General features: G+C 68.8%; 21 protein-coding genes and 3 tRNA genes. 12 read left to right on the top strand and 12 right to left on the bottom strand.

Annotated elements, in window-relative coordinates; all coding sequences use genetic code 11:
- Positions 1-83: 83 nt before the first annotated feature.
- Positions 84-1,175 (bottom strand): Zn-dependent alcohol dehydrogenase, encoded by a 1,092-nt coding sequence (locus MK177_03950; protein MCH2426467.1) that lies wholly within the window; start codon positions 1,173-1,175, stop codon positions 84-86.
- Between the two features lie 92 nt (positions 1,176-1,267).
- Between MK177_03950 and MK177_03945 the strand changes: the two genes are divergently transcribed.
- From MK177_03945 to MK177_03925, 5 genes are read left to right on the top strand one after another with little or no spacing between them, the layout of a single operon-like run.
- Positions 1,268-1,984, top strand: a complete 717-nt coding sequence (locus MK177_03945; GenBank protein ID MCH2426466.1) for a TSUP family transporter — start codon at positions 1,268-1,270, stop codon at positions 1,982-1,984.
- A 16-nt stretch (positions 1,985-2,000) separates the two neighbouring features.
- On the top strand, positions 2,001-3,128 hold the full coding sequence (locus MK177_03940) for a nitronate monooxygenase (GenBank protein ID MCH2426465.1): 1,128 nt from the start codon (positions 2,001-2,003) through the stop codon (positions 3,126-3,128).
- The gene (locus MK177_03935) at positions 3,128-3,907 is read left to right on the top strand and encodes an enoyl-CoA hydratase/isomerase family protein (protein ID MCH2426464.1); all 780 of its coding nucleotides are present in this window, start codon (positions 3,128-3,130) and stop codon (positions 3,905-3,907) included. Before MK177_03940 ends, MK177_03935 begins: the two co-directional genes overlap by 1 nt.
- Entirely contained in the window at positions 3,904-4,482 is a 579-nt protein-coding gene (locus MK177_03930; GenBank protein ID MCH2426463.1) for a TetR/AcrR family transcriptional regulator, read from the top strand. The genes MK177_03935 and MK177_03930 overlap by 4 nt, the downstream gene beginning before the upstream one ends.
- Positions 4,483-4,520: 38 nt before the next feature.
- The gene (locus MK177_03925; GenBank protein MCH2426462.1) at positions 4,521-5,105 is read left to right on the top strand and encodes a TetR/AcrR family transcriptional regulator; all 585 of its coding nucleotides are present in this window, start codon (positions 4,521-4,523) and stop codon (positions 5,103-5,105) included.
- On the opposite strand, the gene MK177_03920 is transcribed toward MK177_03925, so the two are convergent.
- Complete coding sequence (locus MK177_03920) at positions 5,080-6,333, bottom strand: acyl-CoA dehydrogenase family protein (GenBank protein MCH2426461.1); 1,254 nt, start codon at positions 6,331-6,333, stop codon at positions 5,080-5,082. The genes MK177_03925 and MK177_03920 overlap by 26 nt on opposite strands.
- A 244-nt stretch (positions 6,334-6,577) precedes the next feature.
- Between MK177_03920 and MK177_03915 the strand changes: the two genes are divergently transcribed.
- Together MK177_03915 and MK177_03910 are read left to right on the top strand one after the other, a co-directional pair.
- Positions 6,578-7,864 carry a CoA transferase gene (locus MK177_03915; protein MCH2426460.1) on the top strand — a complete coding sequence of 429 codons (1,287 nt, stop codon included), beginning with the start codon at positions 6,578-6,580 and terminating at the stop codon, positions 7,862-7,864.
- 5 nt (positions 7,865-7,869) lie between these two features.
- Positions 7,870-10,212, top strand: coding sequence for an arylsulfatase (locus tag MK177_03910; protein ID MCH2426459.1), 2,343 nt, complete (start codon positions 7,870-7,872; stop codon positions 10,210-10,212).
- Between the two features lie 33 nt (positions 10,213-10,245).
- On the opposite strand, the gene MK177_03905 is transcribed toward MK177_03910, so the two are convergent.
- The 10 genes from MK177_03905 to MK177_03860 form a co-directional block, all read right to left on the bottom strand.
- Entirely contained in the window at positions 10,246-11,499 is a 1,254-nt protein-coding gene (locus MK177_03905; protein MCH2426458.1) for a cytochrome P450, read from the bottom strand.
- A 4-nt stretch (positions 11,500-11,503) separates the two neighbouring features.
- Positions 11,504-11,701, bottom strand: a complete 198-nt coding sequence (locus tag MK177_03900; GenBank protein MCH2426457.1) for a ferredoxin — start codon at positions 11,699-11,701, stop codon at positions 11,504-11,506.
- Positions 11,702-11,859: 158 nt separating this feature from the next.
- Entirely contained in the window at positions 11,860-13,287 is a 1,428-nt protein-coding gene (locus MK177_03895; protein MCH2426456.1) for an aldehyde dehydrogenase family protein, read from the bottom strand.
- Between the two features lie 176 nt (positions 13,288-13,463).
- Positions 13,464-14,273, bottom strand: coding sequence for a tyrosine-protein phosphatase (locus MK177_03890; GenBank protein MCH2426455.1), 810 nt, complete (start codon positions 14,271-14,273; stop codon positions 13,464-13,466).
- 91 nt (positions 14,274-14,364) lie between these two features.
- Positions 14,365-14,437 (bottom strand) — tRNA-Phe (locus tag MK177_03885).
- A gap of 32 nt (positions 14,438-14,469) precedes the next feature.
- A tRNA-Asp gene (locus MK177_03880) sits at positions 14,470-14,547 on the bottom strand.
- 33 nt (positions 14,548-14,580) lie between these two features.
- Positions 14,581-14,653: transfer RNA gene (locus tag MK177_03875), tRNA-Glu, on the bottom strand.
- 90 nt (positions 14,654-14,743) lie between these two features.
- A complete protein-coding gene (locus MK177_03870) occupies positions 14,744-15,226 on the bottom strand; it encodes a DUF2017 domain-containing protein (GenBank protein ID MCH2426454.1) in 483 nt (160 codons plus the stop codon).
- Positions 15,227-15,237: 11 nt separating this feature from the next.
- A complete protein-coding gene (clpS, locus tag MK177_03865; protein MCH2426453.1) occupies positions 15,238-15,540 on the bottom strand; it encodes an ATP-dependent Clp protease adapter ClpS in 303 nt (100 codons plus the stop codon).
- A complete protein-coding gene (locus tag MK177_03860; protein MCH2426452.1) occupies positions 15,537-16,460 on the bottom strand; it encodes a COX15/CtaA family protein in 924 nt (307 codons plus the stop codon). The genes clpS and MK177_03860 overlap by 4 nt, the downstream gene beginning before the upstream one ends.
- 130 nt (positions 16,461-16,590) lie before the next feature.
- On the opposite strand from MK177_03860, the gene MK177_03855 reads away from it, so the two are divergent.
- The 5 genes from MK177_03855 to MK177_03835 all read left to right on the top strand — a co-directional run bounded on the left by MK177_03855 (position 16,591) and on the right by MK177_03835 (position 21,397).
- Positions 16,591-17,418, top strand: a complete 828-nt coding sequence (locus MK177_03855) for an SDR family oxidoreductase (protein ID MCH2426451.1) — start codon at positions 16,591-16,593, stop codon at positions 17,416-17,418.
- Positions 17,419-17,469: 51 nt separating this feature from the next.
- The gene (locus MK177_03850; protein ID MCH2426450.1) at positions 17,470-18,366 is read left to right on the top strand and encodes a heme o synthase; all 897 of its coding nucleotides are present in this window, start codon (positions 17,470-17,472) and stop codon (positions 18,364-18,366) included.
- A gap of 168 nt (positions 18,367-18,534) precedes the next feature.
- A complete protein-coding gene (locus MK177_03845) occupies positions 18,535-20,013 on the top strand; it encodes a cbb3-type cytochrome c oxidase subunit I (protein MCH2426449.1) in 1,479 nt (492 codons plus the stop codon).
- On the top strand, positions 20,013-20,591 hold the full coding sequence (locus tag MK177_03840) for a cytochrome c oxidase subunit 3 (protein ID MCH2426448.1): 579 nt from the start codon (positions 20,013-20,015) through the stop codon (positions 20,589-20,591). Before MK177_03845 ends, MK177_03840 begins: the two co-directional genes overlap by 1 nt.
- A gap of 14 nt (positions 20,592-20,605) precedes the next feature.
- Positions 20,606-21,397 carry a hypothetical protein gene (locus MK177_03835; protein ID MCH2426447.1) on the top strand — a complete coding sequence of 264 codons (792 nt, stop codon included), beginning with the start codon at positions 20,606-20,608 and terminating at the stop codon, positions 21,395-21,397.
- Positions 21,398-21,403 lie beyond the last annotated feature (6 nt).

Here is a 21,403-nt window from a genome sequence, read left to right as displayed (position 1 = left end):
CGACAGGGCGACGGCGCCGGCATCGTGATCCGCGCCCTTTCGGGAAAGGGCTCCCTCCGCTGGGGCTCTCGTCGGGCCGACGCTCAGTCGAAGGTGATCACGGATCGGACGGTGGTGCCGGCGCGGAGCTCTGCGTAGCCGTCGTTCACCTCGTCGAGGGAGATGCGCGCTGAGACCAGGCGGTCCAGCTCCAGGCGTCCCTCCAGGTAGTGGTGGGCCAGCCGGGGCATCTCCACCCTGAAGTTGCTGTTGCCCATGAACAGCCCGCGGACGCCCTTGGCCTGGAGAACCATGGCCGCACCGGAGAGGTTCATGGTGCTGGTTACCGGTGGGACGCCCACCAGGTACGCGGTGCGGCCCGGTCGGACCATGGCTAGGGCCTGGTCGGCGGTTGCCGTCAGCCCGATGGCCTCGAACGCTGCGTCCACCCCACCGTCAGTGAGCCGCTGGACGACCTCCACCGGATCCTCCACCGATGCGTCGACCACCTCGGTGGCACCGAACCCGCGGGCCATCTCCAACTTCTCGGGGTTCAGGTCGACGGCGATTATCCGCCCGGCTCCGGCCAGGCGGCAGCCCTGCACGATGTTGAGGCCGATACCGCCGCAGCCGATCACGGCGACGGTCTCGCCGGGACGGATCCGGGCGCCGTTGATTGCAGAACCCACACCGGTCAGCACAGCGCAGCCGATGAGGGCGGCCACGTCGAACGGTACGTCCGGGTCCACGGCCACCACGCCGTTCTCGTGCACCAGCATCTGCTCGGCGAACGCACCGAGGCCGGCCATCTGGAGGACCGGTTGGTCGCCCAGAGCCAGGCGGGGGATCTCGTTCGGACCCCGGACGAGGCTGTGGCGGTTCGGACAGATCCAGATCCGGCCGGCCAGGCACTCGGCGCAGATGCCACAGAACTGGGTCAGGCAGGTGATGACGTGGTCGCCGGGGCCGAAGGCCGTCACGTCGGGACCGACCGCCTCGACGATTCCGGAGGCCTCGTGGCCGAGCGCTGCCGGCAGCGAGGGCAGGGGCAGCAGCCCCTCGATCACGTGGAGGTCGCTGTGGCAGAGGCCGGCGGCCTTCGTGCGGATGAGCACCTCGCGGCCGGTGGGCGACGCGATGTCGAGGTCCTCGATCATGAGGTCGCCGGGTGCTTCGTGGAGGACCGCGGCGCGCATGGGTGGCTCCTTCGACTATGGGTGCATAACGGCTGGTCAGAGAGGTTAGCCGACTGGCTAAGAGGCTGCCCTGCCCGGCTAGGGTCGAGCCGGTGTCCCCGGTCGAGATCCTCCTCGTTGTGGTGGCCGTCGTTGTCGGGGCGATGGTCCAGGCTTCGGCGGGCATCGGCATAACCCTGGTCGCCGCACCCGTCCTGCTGGCTGTCGATCCGGCGTTCGTCCCGCTTCCGCTGATCCTCGGAGGAACCGTGGTCGGCGTCCGGAACGTGGTCATGGAGTTCCCCGGATTCGACGCCCATCGGTGGCGACGGTGCCTGCTGGGTGCCCCGGCCGGGCTGCTGCTGGGTGAGGTGGCTCTGGCCAACCTGTCCGAACGGGGGCTGACCTTGGCCGTCGGGCTGCTGGTGGTGGTGTCGGTGGTCGCTGTGGCCTCGGGGTGGCATCCACCACGACGCTCCTGGACATCGGTCCTGACAGGGGTGCTGGTGGCACTCACGCATCGGGTCGCCGCCCTCCCGGGCCCGCCCTACGCCATCCTCCACCATGACGATCCGCCTGAGGTCCTGCGGCCGAACATCTCGTCGTTGATCCTGGTTCTCAGCGGCACGATCTTCATAAGGTTGCTGGTCGGTGGTGAGGTGGACGCGGCGGATATGGGTCGGAGCGCCCTCGTGATGGGATCGGCGCTCATCGGGCTCCTGCTGGCTCCGCCGGTCCGCCGCTATGTCGACACCAACTGGTTCCGTCCGGCGGTGCTCTGCGTCTGTGGGCTGGGTGGCCTGGCTACCACGATCGGGGTGATCCTGTGACCAGGACGAAATGGGGATGACTGCGGTGGTGACGACAAGGATCTGCGAGCGGTTGGGATGCGTGAACCCGGTCTTCGGCTTCAGCTGGTGGGAACCCGACGTGGCCATGGCCGTGTCGAGGGCGGGCGGCGTAGGCATATGGGGCTGCACCCGACGGACGCCTGACGAGATCGAGGCGGGCATCAGCCGGATGAAGGCCGGGTTGGGGGGACTCCCCTGGGGCGTGGACCTGGTCATCCCGGCCGGCATGCCCGAGACGGACGACCGGTCGGCCATCGAGGCCACCCTCCCGCCTGCCCACGTGGCCTTCGTCGATTACCTGCGGGATAAGTACGAGGTGCCGGACGACGGCCTACCGGGCTTCCGGTCCCGCTTCGTCAGGAGCGAGGAGACCGCCCGCGAGCAGTTAGCGGTGGTCATGGACCACCGGATCCCGGTCCTGGCACTCGGGATCGGGTCGCCCACCTGGGCCGTGGAGGCGGCCCACGAGTGGGGTTCGCTCATCGTGAGCCTGGTGGGCGCGCCCGCGCACGCAGAGTCGGCGATCCGGGCGGGTGCGGACCTGCTGGTGGCCCAGGGGACGGACGCCGGCGGCCACACCGGGCCGATCGGTACGTTCTCCCTGGTCCCCCAGGTGGTCGACGTGGCCGCAGGTCGACCGGTGCTGGCGGCCGGAGGAGTGGCGACCGGTCGCCACCTCGCCGCCGCCCTGGCCCTCGGTGCCGAAGGGGTCTGGATGGGCACGGCATTCCTGGCTTCGGTGGACGCACGGCCCAGCGGGTCGGTGTTGGACAAGTTGCTGGCAGCCGGTCCCGGCGACACGGTGGTCAGCCGTTCCGACAGTGGGAAGACGCTACGGATGCTCCGCTCGGCCTGGAGCGACGAGTGGGAGGCCCCCGAAGCCCCGACGCCGCTGGGCATGCCGTACCAGGACATCCTCATAGGGGACCTCCTGGGCCAGATACTCCGGCACGAGGTGGCACCGCTGGTCCACGAGGCCGCCGGCCAGGGCGTGGCACACCTGACGGCTCAGGAACCAGTGGCCGAGATCATGGGCCGGCTCGTCCGCGAGGCCGATCAGGTGCTGGCAGACCTCGGCACCGCCCGCTCGGCGTCACCGGCTCCGATGCGACCGGCGACATGATGGACGGCATCCGATCAGAGGAGCAGGCCTACGGTCCTGAGGTCGTGCTGTCGGTGGACGAGGGTGTGGCGACCGTCGTCCTGAATCGTCCCGCCCGGAAGAACGCCATCACCGGTCCGATGGGTGACCTGCTGGCTGAGGCGTTCCGCGACGTCGCCGCCCGTGATGACGTTGGAGCGGTGCTCTTCCACGGTGCCGACGGTGGCTTCTGCTCCGGCCTCGACCTGAAGGAGTACAACGCTGATCCGCCACCGGCCTGGCTGTCCACTGCGCGTGAGTCGCTCATCGGCGCACATCGGGCCATCTTCGATTGTCCGGTGCCCATCATCGGAGCCCTCGAGCACTTCGCCATCAACGGTGGTGCTGCATTTGCCCTGTCCTGTGACCTCCTCGTGGTCGGGGAGTCGGCCTTCCTACAGGTGGGCGAGATCCGCCAGGGCATGGCGGCGCCGATGAACCTGGCCTGGCTGCTGGCCCGCCACCCCGCCTCGGTCGCCGAGCAACTGGCCCTCACCGGTCGACGGTTCAACGGCCGCGACCTCCATCGCCTCGGTGTCGCCCTTGATGTTGTCGCCGACGACGCCGTCCTGGAGGCGGCCAGGATACTGGCCGCGGAGATCGCCTCGTATCCACGGGCCGAGGCCCGAGCCATCAAGGCCACCATCCGGGTCCTCGCCGTACCCGGTGGACCCGTTGGCGGCGCCGACCGGTTCGACCTCGCCCAGAGCGGCAACCCCCTGCCTGCCGGGGGATTGCTGCGACCGAGGCGGGCCGAATGAGCGCCTCATCGCCCGGTCGGTCATCGACGGCGCGCCACGACCTGATGGACGCTGCCATCCGCCTCATGTCCAGACGACAGCCATCGACCATCTCGGGTCGTGACCTGGCCGCCGAGGCCGGGGTCAACTACGGGCTGGTCCACTACTACTTCGACTCGGCCCGGGACCTCATGCTCGAGGCCCAGCGTCGGCACGGTTCGTGGCTCGTCGAGGACCTGATGGAGGGTGGTACCAGGCCCCTGGCCGTGGAGGTGGCACTCGAGGACCGGCGCATCTTCGGCTTCATGGCCCACGTGGCCCTCGACGACGCATATCGGGATCCCGGGGCTCCGCATCCGGCCTTGGACGCGATGCTGGACCTGGTACGGGGAGCCGACCCCGACGGCGATCCGGCCCACCATCGCGCAACTATCGCCGCCATCGCCCTGTTGCTCTTGGGATGGCCGATATTCGTCGAGCACATCGCCCACAGCCTCGGCCTGGATCCCGAAGGCGATCACGACCGGATCCGGTCCCGATTCCTCGGCGTGGTTCTGAGCCTCTACGCCTCGGTCGGCCTGGAGGTCGACGGGTGACGGCCGACGGGCGGCGACCCCGGGGAACCGACGAGGTCGTGGAGGCACTAGTCGCCGCGGCGGCACGTCTGCTGGGGGATGACCCACCGGAGCGCATCTCCGGGCGCAGGCTGGCGGCCGAGGCGGGGGTGAACTACGGCCTGATACACCACTACTTCGGTGGCAAGGAGGCGGTCCTACGCGAGGGGTTCAATCGCCTGGCCGAGTCGTATGGCGCAGGACCCGAGGACGGCTCCTGGGCGCCTACCGATCCGTTCTCGATGCGCCAGCGACCTGACTTCGTCCGGGCGCTCGCCTTCGCCTCCCTCTCCGGCGAGGTTTACGACGCCCACGTCGTGCATCCGACGATCGATGCGGCCCTTGAGCGGGCCAGGCGGGGCCGGCCCGCGGATGAGGATGCCGCGGTCCGCGTCGACGTGGGGATCGCCGCGGTCCTGCACCTGAGTCGATGCCTGTTCGAGTCCACCCTGTCCCCGTGGATCGAGGCGGATGGCCCGGAGACCGCAGAGGTCGTGGAGGAACACCTGGTCCTGGTCCTCCGGGCCCTGATGTTCGGGTTGGACCCCGGCGTAGCCGCCAGGGGTGAGCGTCAGACTGTCAGCCGTTCTTCGGCACCTGGCTGAACGGGATCCCCCGGTCGGTGGCCGGTTCGCGTGGAAGGCCCAGTACCCGTTCACCCAGGGTGTTCTTCTGCACCTCGTCGGTTCCGCCTCCGAGCGAGTGGGCCCTGGAGTCGCAGATTCCGTAGGCCCAGTGCGAGCCGTCGGCGTCGGCGAAGTCGCCGGGTTCGGTGGTACCCAGGGGATCTCCCAGCCAGGCGGCACCACCCGGGAAGGCCAGGCGTGACGTGACCTCGGCGGCATCGCGCCCCTGACGGCTGCGCCAGAGTTTCGGGATGGACGGGTGAATGCCGGGACGGAGGTTCAGCCACCGGACGATCCGGGTGCCGGTAACGAGGCGGGCGAGGTCCTGGCGGACCAGGGGGTCGGCGGCTCGTCCCGCCGATCGGGCAAGATCGACAATTCGGTCGGTCGGGATGGGCTGGCGACCCCCACCACCACCGATCGATGAGCGTTCGTGTGCCAGCAGGGCAACTGCCATGCGCCAGCCGTCGCCCTCCTCGCCGACCACCCAGTCCGCTGGGACCCGGGCACCGTCCATGAAGACCTCGTTGAAGTGGGCGACGCCGGTCATCTGGTGGAGCGGCCTGACCTCCACATTCGCCTGACGCATGGGGAGGACCAGCATTGAGATGCCGGCGTGCTTCGGAGCCTCCCAGTCGGTGCGGGCCAGCAGGATGCCGAAGTCTGCATCGGTGGCTCCGGACGTCCAGACCTTCTGGCCTGTTACCACCCATTCGTCGCCGTCCCGGACGGCCCGGGTGGTGAGGCCGGCGAGGTCCGAACCGGCCCCCGGTTCCGAATACAGCTGGCACCAGACCTCGTCGCCGCGGAGGCCGGGCCTCAGGAAGCGCGCCCGGAGGGCGCTGCTGCCGTGGTCGCGGATGGTGGGGAGGCACATGCCGATGCCGATCCCGAAGCCCGAGGCACCGTCACTGGTGATCCGGTCGGCCGACTCGGCGCGGAAGACCTCCACGTACCGTCGGTCCAGGCCGCGCCCCCCGTCGTCGACCGGGTAGTCGATGGCCCCCAGGCCCGCGTCGAACCGGGCGGCGAGGTATGCGCGGCTGCGCTCGAGGGTCCGTTGGCCGGAGGCGTGCGCTGTAAGGTCCCCGACGTCGTCCAGGAACCGCCTTACCTCGGTCCGGAACGCCTCCAGCCCGGCGTCGTCGCCGGGATCGGCGACAGGGCCGTCGGTGGCGTCGTCGACCATGGGGAGAGTATTAGCCATACGGCTAACATTGGTCAACACGGGTCCACGAACATCTCGGGGCTACGGTCTGGCGGGTCGGTCGGGCCGGGCGGCCAGGCCAGGCAGAACCGGCACGAGGGGGATTGCATGCTTCGATGGATCCGTGTCCGTCCGTGGTGACGGTCGACTACGCGGGCGACAGCGGATTCGGGGGAAAGTGACCACCACAGGGCCTGAAGCCTTTACCCCCGCTGACCCTGTAGGGACGCTGTCCGGCATACGGGTGGTCGAGATCGCCCAGAACGCCGCGGTGCCCTACTGCGGTCGCCTTCTGGCCGGCATGGGCGCCGACGTGGTCAAGGTCGAGCCACCGGATGGTGACGCCATGCGCCGCCTGGCCGACCTCGGCCCGAACGAGGCAAGGGCATACGCGGCCATCAACCCCGGCAAGAGGAGCATCGTGCTCGACCTCGGGACCGAAGATGCCGGTGAGGTGCTGCACGGGCTCTTCCGGTGGGCCGACGTCGTGCTGGTCGGGGTAAAGGGCTCCGACCTGGACCGGTTCGGCATCGGCTGGGACCATGTCAGGGAGGTGAATCCCCGTGCAGTGCACCTCACCCACACCGCGTTCGGACCCGACGGTCCGGATGCCGATGTGGGTGGCTACGACGTCCTAGTCCAGGCGTTGAGCGGCGCCGGGTTCATCATGAACCGGTCGGAGAACGGGGTCCCCATACCGACGCGGCCGGCTGTCAACGACTTCGGGACCGGTATCGCCTCTGCGCTCGCCGTGGTGGCGGCCCTCTGGGACCGGGACCGGACGGGCGAGGGCCAGCGGGTCGACACCTCGCTGCTGGCCACCGCCCTCGGCCTCGGGACGGCGCTCCTCCATCGGTTCGAGGCCGACGGGGACGACCTCAGGTCCTTCCGTTCCGACCTCGAGGAGATCCGGTCATCGGGGGGTGGGTTCGACGAGCAGCGGGCTCTCTACGAGAGCGACATGCTCCAGGGCCAGACGGCCTTCCGCCTCTACTTCCGGACTTACGCGACCGTCGACGGCCTGGTGTCAGTGGCCGGCCTGTCACCCGGGCTGTACCGCAAGTTCCATGAGGTCACCGGGATCCCGCGGCCTGCATCCCGGATCGGAGCCTCGTCGCCGGAGTTCCTGGCGGTGGTCGACGAGGCCGAGCGGTGCTTCGCGGCCGAGACCACCGGGCACTGGTTGGAGGCGTTCAGGACAGTCGGGTACCCGTGCGGCCGCTACAACCTTCCGGACGAGGCGCTCGAGGATCCCCAGGTGGTGGCCAACGACTTCGTAGTGGGCCTGGACCACCCGGAGTTCGGCCACTACGTCACGACGGGGATGCCGTTGCGGATGGAGGCGTCCCAGGTCGCCGTCCGGGGACCGTCGCCGGGCCTGGGTGCCCACACGGTCGAGGTCCTGTACGAGATCGGATTCAGCCGGCGACGCATCGAGGAGCTGTCGTCGGCCGGTGCCGTCACACCGGGTGGGTCGCAGTCGGAGGCGTCCGGACCCGGCGAGCAGCGATCGATCCAGAAGGGCCCTTGATCCGGATGGACGACCCGACCGGGATAGCCATCCCCCGCCCCACGCAGCCGTACGCCGGCACCACCAGCCGGCTCACCGACGATTGCGAGCCGGCCCGGATGGTTCTTGACGGAGCCCCGGAAGGCGCCCCAAACGTGGTGATCGTGCTGCTCGACGACGTGGGCTTCGGCTCGTTCTCCACGTTCGGTGGGCCGGTTCCGGCGCCGGCCCTGGAGCGGGTCGCCACAGATGGGCTGCGGTTCAACCAGTTCCACACGACCGCGATCTGCGCGCCGACGCGTGCGTCGCTTCTGACCGGCCGCAACCACCACACGGTGCACATGGGAAGGATCACCGAGGCGGCCAACAGCTTCCCGGCCTACGACACGGTCATCCCCCGTGAGGCGGCCACCATCGCCGAGGTCCTCCGACAGAACGGCTACGCCACCGGCATGTTCGGCAAGGGCCACCTCACGCCGCAGTGGGAGATGGGTCCGGCGGGGCCATTCGACCGGTGGCCCACCGGGCTGGGATTCGACCGCTTCTACGGGTTCCCGGGGGCCGAGACCTCCCAGTTCGAGCCCGACCTGTACGACCAGACCACCCCCATAGCCCCCTACCTCGGGCGCGGCGACTACCACCTCACAGAGGACATCGCCGACCGGGCAATCGACTGGATGCAGCGGGTCAAGGCGCACCGACCGGACAGGCCCTTCCTCTGCTACTTCGCCCCCGGCGCCGTCCATACGCCGCTGCACGTGCCCGATGCCTGGCTGGACCGCTTCAAGGGGTTCTTCGACGAGGGCTGGGACGACCTGAGGAAGGACATCTTCGAGCAGCAACTGGACCTGGGGGTGATCCCGTCCGACACGGTCAACACGCCGCGACCCGACGTGATCCCGTCATGGGACGAGTACCCGGACCGGTTCAAGCCGGTGGCCCGCCGCCTCATGGAGGTATTTGCCGCATTCCTCGCCCACACCGACGCCCAGGTCGCCCGACTCATCGAGGCCATCGAGGCGATGGGCGAATGGGACGACACGCTCTTCGTCTACATCACCGGGGACAACGGAGCCTCGGCCGAGGGGCGCATCCACGGCACGTGGTCGTTGCCGGCCCTCCAGAACGGTGCCGAGGAGGATCCGGAATTCCTGCTCGAGCACATCGACGACCTCGGAACCGCCCGGAGTGAATGCCACTACAACGTCGGCTGGGCATGGGCCCTGGACGCACCCTTCCAGTGGATGAAGCAGGTCGCCTCCCACTTCGGCGGCACCCGCAACGGCCTGGCCATCTCCTGGCCTCGGCGGATCACCGACGGCGGCGGCCTGCGCACCCAGTTCCACCACGTCATCGACCTGGCACCGACCATCCTGGAGGCGGCCGGCATCGAGGCGCCGACGTCGGTGAACGGCATCCGACAGATGCCGATCGAGGGCACGTCGATGGGCTACACGTTCGGCGATCCTGAGGCGGCCAGCGCCCGTCGAACCCAGTACTTCGAGATGATGGGCAACCGGGGCATCTACCACGACGGCTTCATGGCCTCCTGCTTCCACGGGAGGGTGCCGTGGGTGCGCTTCGGCTCTGCACCGTTCGACGGCCCGCAGGAACAGTGGGAGCTGTACGACATCAGGGAGGACTTCTCCCAGGGTCGGGACCTCGCCGCCGACCGGCCCGAGCTGCTGGCCGAGATGCAGGACCTGTTCGACTCCGAATGCCTGCGCAACGGCGTGTACCCGCTGCGCGATGCCGCCATGAACATTTCGCCGGAGGCCCGGGCACCCAGCCCGCTGTCCGGGTTGACCCGGATGACCTACACGACGGCCCACGTGCGCATGCCAGAGCGGTCGGTGCTGAACCTCAAGAACCGGTCGTACCTGATCTGGGCCGACCTGGAGGTGCCCGAAGGCGGAGCCGAGGGCGTCGTCGTCTGCCAGGGAGGCAGCTTCAACGGTTGGTCGATCTACCTGGACGACGGCGTTCCAACCTGGCACTACAACCTCTACGGCCACGAGCGCACCACGGTGGTCGGAGATTCGGTCCTGGATCCCGGGCGCCACGAGGTCCGGTTGCTCTTCGACCATGACGGGGGCTTCGGTGCCGGTGGCACCGCCACCCTTGCCGTGGACGGCGTGGTCGTCGGCTCCGGGCGCCTGGAGCGCACGGTTCCCGTGGTGTTCTCGGGGGGTGGCGAGACGTTCGACGTCGGCGTGGACACCGGGTCACCGGTAGGGCCGTACCCCCACGGGTTCGAGTGCACGGCGACCATCCACGGGGTCACCATCGAGTTGCTGGACGAGGTGGACGAGGCCACTCGGGCCGCCGTGGCGGCCGGGATGCTCCACGCCGAGGCGGTCAACCAGTAGCGGCCTGCCCGCAGCGGTGGGTCAGCGTCTGGTTCAGCCGAAGGTGACGGGCAGGATGCGTGGCCCGCGGACCTGGCCGCCGGCCCACGTCACAGCGTCCGGGTCGGACAGCGTGAACTCGCCGATGCGCTCGAACCACGACTTGAGCGCCACCTCCATCTCCATGCGGGCCAGGTTCGACCCGGCGCACCGGTGGATGCCGATGCCGAAGGCGACGTGTCGGTTGCGCTGGCGGTCGAGTTGCACCTCGTGTGCGTTCTCGAAGTGGTCGGGGTCGTGGTTGGCTCCCGGGAAGTTCATGAGGATCTTGTCGCCCTTCTTGAACTCGACCCCGCCGTACTCGACGTCCTCTGCTGCGTTGCGGGCCATAGTGACCGGGGCGTAGAAGCGCAGTAGTTCCTCGATGGCGGTGTCCCACAGGCCGGGTTCGGCGACCATGCGCCTCCGGTCGTCCTCGTGGCCGGCGAAGTGCCACAGGGCCGAGCCGATGGACGACCAGGTGGTGTCGATCCCGGCCACCAGCTGCAGGTTGCACATGCCGACAACGACCTCGTCGGGAAGCAGTTCGCCCTCGTGCTCGGTCTGGCAGAGGGCGGTGATGAGGTCGTCCTTCGGGTTGGCCCGACGGTCCGCCACCTCGGCGGCGAAGAAGGTCCGGATGATGTCGCGGTACTTGGCCCGCAGCTCGGGCTGCTGAAGGCCGAGCTCCAGGACGCCGCGCACCCACTCGATGAACTCGTCGACCATCCCGTCGTCGACGCCCAGCTTCTTGGCGATCACCCGCGGCGGGATCTGCTGGGCGTAGTCGACCGCTGCGTCGCACCTTCCCTCGTCGATGAAGCCATCTATCAACTCGTGGCAGAGCCGTTCGGTGTACTCCCGGTCAGCCGCGATGCCCTTGGGGGTGAAGTGGGGGAGCAGGGCGCGACGGGTCCAGCTCTGCTCGGGCGGGTCGGCGCTGATGGGGGAAGCCGCGTTGTAGCCGGTGGCGTCCTCCTTGACGAGCGCCTCAGGCATATCGATCACGATGGGCGACTTGGACGACAGGACCGGGACCATCTTGGCCATGGCCTGGAGGTCGTCGTACCTGGTGGGCAGCCAGGACCCGCCGTAGCGCTCAGTGTGGGCTATCGGGCAGGTGTCGCGCAGCTCGGCCCATGCCGAGTACGGGTCCCGGAGGTAATCGGGGTCGAACATGTCGTAGTCGGTGGCCAGATCGGTCACCGGGCAACGCTCGGGGATGGAGTCGGCCACCGGGTCGGTTGAGGTGTCGGCGGTGTCGGTCATCTCGTCAGCCCTCCTCGATCATGATGGCGAACTCTGGGCAGTTGTCGACGATCAGCCGGGCCTTGTCCTCAAGCCCGGCCGGTACCTCCCCGGCGTCCAGCTCGAAGGCGTTGCCCAGGTCGTCGACGTCGACCAGCTCGGGAGCCAGCGAATAGCAGCGGCTGTGGCCCTCGCACTTCTCAGCGTCGACCCTGATCCTCATCGTGTCCCCCTCGTCCTTCTAACGGGCTTCCGGGCCCGCGAACCGTCAGGTCCCACCGTATGGCGGCCCGCTGTGTCGACCGTACCGAAACCCGCCGGTCGCGTGAGAACCCGGGGATACCGTCGTCCGACCGGCTTTGGGTGGGTCATGTCCACGGGTCAGCCCATGGGCAGGTTGATCGACTTCGACTCCACGAACTCAGCCAGCCCGTAGCGGCCCAGCTCACGTCCGTTGCCGGACTTCTTGTAGCCGCCGAACGGGGCATCGGTGTTCAGGAAGGCGCCGTTCATGTCGACCAGGCCGGTCCGGAGCCGCTTGGCGACCTCCAGGGCCTTGTCGGGGTCGGTGCCCCACACCCCTCCGGCCAGCCCGTACTCGGTGTCGTTGGCGATGGCGACCGCGTCGTCGACGTCGGCGTAGCCGATGATCGAGAGGACCGGCCCGAAGATCTCCTCGCGGGCGATGGTCATCGAGTTCGAGACGTCGGCGAACACCGTGGGCTTGACGTAGTAGCCGGTGTCCAGACCGTCCGGCTTGCCAGTGCCGCCGGTGACCAGGGTGGCGCCCTCGTCGATGCCGGCCTGGATGAAGCCCTGGACCCGGTCCCACTGGACCTGCGACACCAGGGGGCCGAGGCGGCTGCCGTCGTCGTCGGCCGGACCGACCGTGTAGCCGGCCGCGGTCTCGCCGGCGATGGCTGCCACCTCGTCCATCTTGTCGGCCGGGACCAGCAGGCGGGTCAGAGCCGAGCAGGTCTGTCCGGAGTTGAGGTAGCACGCACCCACCGCGGCGGGAATGGCAGCCGACAGGTCGGCGTCGTCGAGGATGATGTTGGCCGACTTGCCGCCCAGCTCCTGGTGGACCCGGGTGACGTTGGTGGCAGCCACCTCGGCGACCCGGGTGCCGGCCCTCGTCGAGCCGGTGAACGACACCATGTCGACATCCGGATGCGCCGCGATGGCCTCTCCGACCACCGGGCCGACTCCGGACACGAGGTTGAAGACGCCGGGCGGGAAGCCCAGGCCGTCGATGATCTCGGCCAGCAGGAAAGCGCTCAGCGGCGCCACCTCGCTGGGTTTGAGGACCACGGTGCAGCCCACGGCCATGGCCGGTGCGATCTTCGCCATCACCTGGTGCAGTGGATAGTTCCACGGGGTGATGCACCCCACCACGCCCACCGGCTCACGGGTGACCAGCGTCCGGTTGATCGTCTCCTCGAAGGCGAACTCCCGGGCCGTCGCCGGTACGCCACCAGTGGTCGCTGCCGGCATCCCGGCCTGGATCATCGTGGACATGCCACGGGGCATCCCGACCTCGTCTGAGATGAGCGTGCCGATCTCCTCCATGCGGGCGCCCAGTTGGCCGGCCAGCCCCTCGATCAGGCCGAGGCGGTCCTCCAGCGGCGTGGCCGCCCAACCGTCGAACGCGTCGCGGGCCGCGGCAACCGCGCTGTCGACGTCGACCGCCGTGCCTGCGGGCACCGAGCCGATGACCTCCTCGTTGGACGGGTTGACGACGTCGATGCTGTCGTCGCCGTCAGATGCGACCCACTTGCCGCCGACGTAGATCTGCTCATGCTTCTGCATGGTTCCACCCTCTCCATCGCCCCCTCGGGGCCGGGTCGTGCACACTGGCTGGCCAAGATCATGCGACAGGACGGGCCGGGTTGCCAACGGGGCCGCTGCACCGTTGAAGAGCACGGCTGTACCCCTCCCCGGTGCCCGACCGTGACCCGGGTCCGGTGACCTGCATGGTCCAGGCGTCAGTCCAGGAGGGCATCCCGGTAGGTGGCGAAGCGGTCCTCGTCCAAACCCAGCCCGTCCCGGCGGAACGCCTCCCAGGATCCCCAGCCGTCGTGGACCGCATCGAAAGCGGCCTTCAGAAAGCGCGCGTCGCATTTCAGGAGCGAACGGGAAGCCTCGAGGCGGGCCTCGGGAACCTCGTCTGGCCGGACTCCTAGACGTTCGGCGATGAGGTTCCTGTGTTCAGCCTCCCGTTCGGCGATCCAGTCACGGCGCACGACATTCGACAACAGGTAGTCGTCGAGGGCCGTCCGTTCGTCGACGCCTAGGAGTCGGAGGAGGACGCCCGCCACGAACCCGGTCCGGTCCTTGCCGGCTGTGCAGTTGAAGAGCAGCGGGAGGCGATCGGGGTCGGTGGCCACAGCGAAGACCGGCCGGTAGCGGTCCAGTCGGTCGGTCACGTTGCCCCGGAAGTAGGCGGCGATGCGATCCGGTCCGATTGGTTCGGCGTCCGGATCCAGCATCGCGTTGGCGAGCACTGCGAACTCGTTGTCGTCGCTGGACACCGACACCTGGATGATGTCGACGCCGGCCATGGCCGGGTGTGGTCGGTCGGCGACCTCGGTCGGACGGCGCAGGTCGATGATGGTCCGGAGTCCGAGCGAATCCACCGCCATCCGGTCCGGTCCGGCCAGGTCGTACAGGTACCCGCTCCGGAAGAGGAGCCCGCTACGGACCCGTCGTCCGCCTGTGGTCGTCAGGCCACCCAGGTCGCGGAGGTTTGCGGTCGTGACCAGGACCCGCGGGTCGGTGGTCTCAGCGTCTGGCATGGTCACCGAACGTAGACGCTGCCGTGTGCCCTCCCGGGTTCAGGTGGCTCCGGACGACGGAAGGCCCGCCCTGTGGGCGGGCCTTCTGCGGTGGTCGGGCCCGGCGTCGATCCGGGGACCCCTCGCTTTTCAGGCGAGTGCTCTTCCAACTGAGCTACCCGACCGCGTCTCACCTGCTCCAAAGAGCCGGTGAGATTGGCGGTCCTGACGGGATTTGAACCCGCGACCTCCGGCTTGACAGGCCGGCGTGCACTCCAAACTGCACCACAGGACCAGAGTGGAACGTCCGGAGTCGTTCCATCCTTCGTACCCCCAACGGGATTCGAACCCGTGTTACCGGCGTGAAAGGCCGGCGTCCTAGGCCGCTGGACGATGGGGGCCGGACCTCGCTGAGAGCGGGGCCACGATAGCAGCGGCCCCCGATGACGCGTCACGGGTTGGGCGGCAGCGCCCCACCCGCCGAGGCGGCATCACGCGCAGCCGAGGTCGGTCGACGCGGCCACCACAGCCTCCTCGAGGAGGAACCCGAGCCAGGAGAGCAGTGCCCGGGTCGGGGCGTCATCCGCGTCCGGGTCGAACTCGTCCGCCTCGGAGAGGTTCAGCCGGGTGCCCAGCAGGAGCCGGAGCCCGTTCAGTACCTGCATCCAGGCCGCCAGCTGGTCGGCGTCCAGGGACACCGCCCCGGCGGTGGCCATGACCGTGTCGGCGGCGGCGATCCGGGTACGGACCAGGTCGTCGTGGACCAGCCCCGAATAGTCGGCGTCGCGCTCCGGGTCGTCGGGATAGGCGGTCGGGTAGAGGCGCCTGAGGTCGGGATCGGCGTCGTCCACCACCACGGCGCGGAACTGTCCGGCCAGGTCCACGAGCATGGACCGCTCGTCGTCGCCCAGTCGGATCGCCGTGCGATCGCCGTCCCGTTCGAACGCATGTGGCCGTCGCCGTCTCAGGATCATCGGACGGTGCCTCAGTCGTCCCGCTGCATGGTGGCCCAGAGCCCGTGCTCGTGGAGCCGGAAGACGTCCATCTCGGCCTTCTCCCGGGCCCCGTTTGACACCACGGCCCTCCCCTTCTCGTGGACGTCGAGCATGAGCCGGTCGGCCTTCGCCTTTGAGTAGCCGAACAGTTTCTGGAACACGTGGGAGACGTACGACATCAGGTTGATCGGGTCGTTCCAGACCAGGACGATCCAGGGACGGTCGGCATCCACGACCTCACCGTCCTCGAGGTCTGTGTCCTCGACCCCTAGTGGCACGGGAGCAGGGCTCATGGTGCTGTACCTACCGGCGTGCGGGGGGTGGTCACGTCCGCCTCCTGGTCGCCGGTGGCTGCCAGGCGCACCTTCACCACAACCATCCAGAGCGCGGTGGCGCCGGCCACGTGGAGGCCGACCAGCAGCACCGGTACGCCGGTGAAGTACTGGGTCCATCCGATGGTCGCCTGTGCGGCCACCACCGCCGCCAGGAGGCGCGCCGTCGGCCGTAGCCGGGGTGCGTCCCGGTAGATCGCCACGACCAGGACGCCCACGAGGAACAGGAGGAGCACAACCGTCGACCCGTGGACCCGGGCGGCCTCCCTCACGACGATCGGGAGCCGGGCAATGGGTTCGTCGCTGCTCCCGGCGTGCGGACCGGCCCCGGTTACCAGGGTGCCAGTTGCCAGCACCACCGTGGCCAGGCCGACCAGCAGCGTCGTGAGCCAACGCACCCCGGCCGACGCCGGGTCGTCCCTCCGGTCGTGGTCACCGGCCCGATGGTGGAGCACGACGGCGTTCGCGACCAGCACCATCGACAGGCCGAAGTGGCCGAGCACCAGCCAGGGGTCCAGGTGGCTGAGGACCACGATCCCCCCGAGAAGGACCTGACCGACGACGCCGGCAACGAGGCCCCAGGACCAGCGCTCCAGGTCGGGCCGTCGTGGGCTGCGGGCCATCGAGCCCAGGACGGCGAGGACGACCGTTACCGACACCAGGCCGGTGAGGAGGCGGTTGCCGAACTCCACCCAGCCGTGGAACTCGGCCTCGGGAACGAAGCGGTCCTCCGCGCATGTGGGCCAGTCGGAGCAACCCAGGCCGGAGCCGGTGAGGCGGACCGCCGCGCCGGTCACGACGATGACGGCCAGCAGGGTCAGGGCGATGCCACAGATCCGGCGGTAGGCGTCGGGCGTGAGCCGGAAGGACTGTGCGGGCACCCTGCCGAGGCTATGAGCGTCGATGCCCCGTAGGGCCGTAGAGGTCGTGGGCCTCGATGCCGTCCAGGGTCGTCGACGCCCATCTGCCCGATCGGGACCCGGCCACCGTCGCTCCGTAGGATCCGCACCCATGGAGATCAGGGACAGGGTCGTGGTCGTCACGGGCGCGGCGAGCGGGATTGGCGAGGCGCTGGTCGAGCGGTTCGCAGCCGAGGGCGCCCGTGCAGTGGTGGCGGCCGACCGCGACACCGAAGGAGTGGCGGAGGTGGCCGGACGGGTGGGTGGCACTCCGGTTGCCTGCGACGTGACCGACGAGGCGGCGGTGAAGGCCCTTGTCGACGGCACGGTGGCCGCACACGGAGGGATCGACCTGATGGTGTCGAACGCCGGGTACGTGACGGTTGGTGGGCTGGAGGCTCCCGATGACGAGCTGAGGCGCATGTTCGACGTCCACGTGATGGCCCACCTCTACGCCGCTCGTCACGCGATCCCGCACATGGTGGCGGCCGGTGGCGGCTACCTCCTGAACACCTCGTCGGCGGCCGGCCTGCTCACCCAGATCGGGTCGCTCCACTATTCGGTCACCAAGAACGCGGCCATCTCACTCGCCGAATGGGTCAGCATCACGTACGGACACCTGGGCATCGGCGTGTCGGTACTGTGCCCGCAGGCGGTCGAGACGAACATCAAGGCCAACAGCCCTACAGCCGGGATGCTTCCGGCCGACGGTTCGGCGAACGCCGCAGCGGTGGACGGCGTGCTCACCGCAGCAGAGTTGGCCGACGACGTCGTCGTCGGGCTGGCCGACGAACGGTTCCACATACTCCCGCACCCGGACGTGGCCGAGTACGTGCGCCGCAAGGGAGATGACGTGGATCGCTGGTTGAGCGGAATGCGCCGGTTCCAGGAACGCCTGTTTCCCGATGGACCCGGCCCGTCCGACTGGCTGGTCGGCTGATAAGCCTGTCGTACCGACCGGTCGGCTTGACGACCTCCTAGCCTTCTCCACGTGTCCGCCCCCCCGACCGGCCAGAGCACGTTTAGCCGGCGCGAGCGGGTTGCCGGCTACGTGGCGCTCACCAAGCCCCGCATCATCGAGCTGCTCCTTGTCACCACCGTGCCCACGATGTTCGTGGCCGAACGCTCGGTGCCGTCGGTCTGGCTGATGGTGGCCACCGTGGTGGGCGGCACCCTGGCCGCCGGCGGGGCCAACGCCATGAATATGGTGATCGACCGCGACATCGACGGCCTCATGGAGCGCACGATGCACCGCCCGTTGGTGCAAGGGGTGATGTCGCCCCAGGCTGCGCTGACCTTCGCCGTGGGCATCGAGGTGGTCGCGTTCGTCTGGCTGTTCACCACCGTCAACCTCCTGAGCGCCCTGCTGGCGGTATCGGCGACGTTCTTCTACGTGTTCGTCTACACGCTCTGGCTGAAGCGGACCACGACGCAGAACATCGTCATCGGCGGCGCGGCCGGGGCCGTTCCGGTGCTGGTCGGCTGGTCCGCCGTCACCAACTCCCTCGGCTGGGCACCGGTCGTCCTGTTCCTCGTCATCTTCTTCTGGACCCCGCCGCACTTCTGGGCGCTGGCCATCAGGTACCGGGAGGACTATTCGGCGGCCTCGGTACCGATGTTGCCGGCGGTTGCCACCCTCGCCGCGACGGCCCGCAAGATCACCCTCTACACGGTCATGCTGGTCGGCACCACCCTGGTGTTTGCACCGGTGGCGGACATGGGAGCGGTGTACGTAGCTGCTGCCCTGATCCTGGGTGCGCTGTTCGGGGTGTTGGCCCTGGCGGTCCAACGGGACCCGACGGAACGCTCCGCCATGCGGCTCTTCTCCTACTCCATCACCTACGTGACCCTCCTCTTCGCCGCGATGATCGTGGACGTCCTGGTCTGAACGCCACCGTCGCCCGCCGGGACAGATCGCCGACGTCCGAGCGGACTAGGTTCTCGCTGGCATGTCAGCGTCCGATTCGGCGTGGGCACGCCTAACATTCTGTGGTCCGAGCCCGCTCGGATCGAGGGACGAGGGTGCAGTCCGGGCCCGCCGAGCGAAGAAGTTTCGATGACGACGACCGACACCGACGCGAGCAGCACCGCACTCGAGGAGGCGATCACCTCCACCGACCCTGTGACCCTCGCGAAGGTGTGGGGCATGGGTGGCATGACCGCCGTGCTGGTCGGCCTGGTTGCCGGGTTGCTCGTGAGCCTCGAGCGACTCGACCTCGATGGTGCAGGCGTCTTCGGTAGTGCGGACGAGGTATTCCAGTTCTGGTCGGTCCACCGTGTGGCCCTGGTCCTGCTCGGGGTGCTACCGGTTCTCATCGCCCTGGGAACGACGATCGTGCCCCGCCAGTGTGGGGCCAACACGCTGCTGTTCCCCAGGGCTGCCGCCCTCTCCTGCTGGACGTGGCTGATCGGTGCCGGCATGACGGTGGTCGGCTTCCTGGTCGATGGTGGCCTGGGAACTCCGGGCGGCGGTGGTCAGCGCCAGGCGACCGCACTCACGCTCATGGGCCTCCTCCTGGTCATCGGTGGCCTGCTGGTGGCCACCATGTGCATCCTCTCCACGATCCTCTCCGGGCGCGCTGCGGGCATCGGGCTCGGTGACCTTCCCTTCCTCAGCTGGACCACGCTGGTCGCCGGCACCGTCTGGCTGGGCATGCTCCCGGTGCTGGCCGCCAACGTCGTGCTGGCCTACGTCGACCTTCGGGGTCGACCGGCCGTCAGGTTCGGTGCCGAGGACGCCATCTGGGAGCAACTCTCCTGGATGTTCACCCATCCCGCCATCTACGTCCTGGCCCTGCCCGTCCTGGGCATTGCGCTTGACGTCATCTCGTCGGCCACCGGAACCGAGACTGCCAACCGCGGTGTACTGCTCGTCGCTACGGCGGCATTCGGATTCCTTTCCTTCGGTGCTTACGCCCAGTCGTTCTTCGACACGCCGGGAACCCCGATCATGGAGGAGGCCATCTACGTCCTGGATGCCTTCGCCATCATCCCCATCGCGCTGGCGATCCTGGGCGGCGTGGCCGACTTGTTGAGGCGCGGTGGATCAAACCTCGGCTCGAAGCCGCCTGCGCCGGTCGTGCTGTTGCTGCTGGCAGTCCTGCTGGTCGTGGCGGGCACCGTGCTAGGTGCCCTCCGGGTCGTGGCGCCCTGGGACCTGCTGGGCACGTCGGTGACCGGCGCCCAGTTCACCCTCATCGTCGGTGCGGCCATCATTGGCATGGTGGCCGGCCTCAACCACTGGGGTGAGGATCTCCTTGGTAGCCCCGGATCACCCGGCCTGATCCTGCTGGGTGGCCTGGCCGCCACCCTGGGGGTGGCCCTGATAGGGGCGGCCGATGCGATCAGCGGCTTCGGTGGTCAGGCCGACTTCACCGGCGTCGACCTGGCTACCGCCGGCTATCCGGGGTCGGGGGTGGGTGCCCTGAACGCCGTCGCCCTGCTGGGCGCCGCTGCGTTCCTCGCCGCTGGCCTCATCTGGATGTTCGCGGGTGTCAGGCACCTGATGGCCGACACGGAAGCCGAGGTCGCCTGATGGCCAGTGTGGTCCCGACCACCCCCACCCGTCCGCGGTCGCTTGTTGTCGCCTCGGCGTTCGGAACGGGCGCCGTGCTGGCCTACTTCGGTGGCTTATTCGCCCTCTACTTCTCTATTCGGGCCGACGCCATGGCCTGGGGCACCCGGTGGTTTCCCGAGGGGGCCATTGAGTTGGCGCCCGGCGGCATGAACATGGCGACCATGGCCTTCTCGGCCGTCACCATGGGCTGGGCGGTGCACGCGGTCCTGAACGACGACCGGGTCCACGCCTACCTGGCCATGGCGCTGACTGCGGCCATGGGCATCGCCATGGTCAACCAGACGGCCTTCTACATCTCCGACATCGGCCTGCCCATCGACACCAGCCAGGCGACGACGCTCATGTTCGTCATCGTCGGCTCGCATCTGGTGATGGTCGTCGTCGGCGTGCTCTGGTTGGGGCTCCTGCTCCTGCGGGCGCTGGGCGGCCAGGACACCAGCCGACACCGTGACCTCGTCTCGGCGGCCGCCCTCTACTGGTATGCCGTGACCGCCATCTATGCCGTGATCTGGATCGGCATCTACATCGCCAAGTAGGGCGGGGGATCGGCATGCTCACAACGGGATTCAAGCTCTGGTTCGGCCTCTTCATGGGAGCGGTGCTGGCTGCTGTGTTCGCCGGGTACACCTCGGGGGGCACCGAGACCGGGCCGATCTCGATGGGATGGAAGGGCGGGGTCGGAAACCACGTCTCGTACGTCATCCTCGTGACGGCGGCAGCCGGTCTGGCCATGATCGGCCTGGTCGCTGCCGCCTTCCGTGACGCCGACGCCGAAGCACAGGCCGAGGTGCTGGGCCTCGACGAGGCACCGGAGGCCCAGGCGGTCGTCGGCAACTCACTCTGGCCGGTCTTCGGCGCCCTCGGCATCGGTGCGGTGGCCGTCGGCCTGGTCGTCCATCCGGCCATCTTCGTCATCGGGCTGTGCATCCTCGCGGCCGTCGGCGTGGAGTGGACGATGACCAACTGGTCCGAGAAGGTCTCAGGCGACGCGGCTGCCAACGCCACCGCCCGCGAGAACCTGATGCGACCCATAGAGATCCCCGTTCTGGGGATCGTGGGCATCGGCGTGCTGGTGCTCGCCGTGTCCCGGGTTCTGCTGGCCTCCTCGGTCAACGGTGCCGTCCTGGTGGCCACCGTGGCCGGCGTGCTCGTGTTCGGCGGCGCCATGTTGGTCAGCAAGCAGCCGGAGATGCCCCGCAGGACCGTGCGGAGCATCCTGTTCGTCGGATGTGTGGCGGTTCTGCTGGCTGGCATCCTGGCCGCCGTGAACGGAGAACGGGAGTTCCACCAGCAGGGTGGTGGCGCCCAGCACGACGACGCCCAGGTGGAGACGGACCATTGATCCCGA

It is taken from the genome of Acidimicrobiales bacterium (genome assembly GCA_022452145.1).
In the GTDB taxonomy this organism is placed as follows: domain Bacteria; phylum Actinomycetota; class Acidimicrobiia; order Acidimicrobiales; family MedAcidi-G1; genus UBA9410.
The sequence above is the reverse complement of the archived record's forward strand: the minus strand, read 5'-3'. Positions and strand labels throughout refer to the sequence as shown.